At 53.0% G+C, this 1,365-nt stretch carries 3 protein-coding genes; all 3 read right to left on the reverse strand.

Features of this window, described 5'->3' with window-relative positions; translation table 11 throughout:
- Positions 1-119: 119 nt before the first annotated feature.
- Positions 120-482, reverse strand: coding sequence for a hypothetical protein (locus tag H8S57_RS16760; RefSeq protein WP_087377533.1), 363 nt, complete (start codon positions 480-482; stop codon positions 120-122).
- Complete coding sequence (locus H8S57_RS16765) at positions 479-916, reverse strand: DUF3846 domain-containing protein (RefSeq protein WP_242963993.1); 438 nt, start codon at positions 914-916, stop codon at positions 479-481. The genes H8S57_RS16760 and H8S57_RS16765 overlap by 4 nt, the downstream gene beginning before the upstream one ends.
- 17 nt (positions 917-933) lie before the next feature.
- Positions 934-1,365 (reverse strand): DUF8195 domain-containing protein (locus H8S57_RS16770; protein WP_501981583.1); only part of this gene is annotated, 432 nt, incomplete at its 5' end.

Below are 1,365 nucleotides of genomic sequence, written 5' to 3' on the forward strand. Positions count from 1 at the left end.
ATCAGCGTCCCACCGCCCAGCAGCGCACAGACGCAGATCATAATAATCGGCAAAAGCAATTTATCGACCTCGCTTTCTTTGCCATAAAAATAGGCCCTGCTTTTCAGCAGAGCCGTGTCTTATAGTTCCAAATCTTCTTCATCATCGCTTTCTTCACCGTACCCAAAATCCAACTCGTCCGATTCAAAAGAAAAGCTGTGGTCTGAGATGCAGTCCAGGGCATCGCTGGCGTCCAGCTCGTCAAAATGCTCTTGGAAGAAAGCCAAATCCTCCTCGTCAGCGCGCACGGTTTCGCCATCTCCATAGAGATAGGTCTGAATTTTCGCTTCGATGGTATCCCCCAGGGGCCATTCGGCAAGAACCTCGGAGATTTCATCACAGTCCAGCAGTTCATCCAGCCCATCAGGGCTACCGGGGACAAAATGCTCCGTCATCAGAGAGTGGGGGGCATCCAGAGTCACCACCGAAAACATTTTGCTCATCGGCCTGCCTCCATATCCTCTGCGGCTCCGGTGTCCATGTCCCATCCCTTGCCGAACATGAGGTTCATAAACTCTTTCATGTCGGCGGCGGACCGTACTTCAAAGGATACCGCTGCGGGGACCGGCTGCGGAAAATACTCCTGATACATGGCAATCTGTTCATCGGTCAAAGAAACGCCCCGTCCTTCCGGGGTATCGCCATAGAGGAAAAAAGTTCCGTGAAGGGTATCCGGCCCGTACTGTCGGTTCTCCGGCAGACCTGTCAGTTTCCCAGACGCATTGCAGCAGAGAACCGTTTCGCAAGGCAGAGGAATACACTCAATATCCCCACCCACAAGTTCCTGCCGGTGTTCCAGAGAATCCTCCAGCATAGCCGTATAAGGCGACTGCCCAGGTTCAAACACCATGATCCGAATCGTTCTGTTGTCGTTCATATCCATTCTCCTTTTCCTTACGGATTGCCCGGTGCGATATGCCAATCATCATAAAGGGAGCCGCTGATCGTTACATCATCGGTGAGATTCATGGCGAGCATCCCCGCAGGCGTCCAAATATCCATCACATGAGTATTGACTGTATAGCTCCCGTCCGGGAACCAAACCGGCGAAAAATGCACCCGCTGGTTATAGGTGCTGTAAATATTTTGGGCGAACTGGAACCGCGCAGTCGTTCCACTGGTGAGCCGTTCCAGCAGCCGCCAGTAGGTTTCATAGCCAAACTCCGGGAAGTAGGATACGGCTGTCTGCCCATAGGTATAGTGCGACAGCGGGGCAGAGGTGCTGACGGTTGCCGTTACAGTGTTTGTTACGCCATAGCCTGATTTCATCAAATCGCCCGAAGCGGTGGGAACCTTTTCGTCCGGCTCGATTCGGGTGGTGGCGGT

The organism is Lawsonibacter hominis (genome assembly GCF_014287895.1).
GTDB lineage: Bacteria > Bacillota > Clostridia > Oscillospirales > Oscillospiraceae > Lawsonibacter_A > Lawsonibacter_A hominis.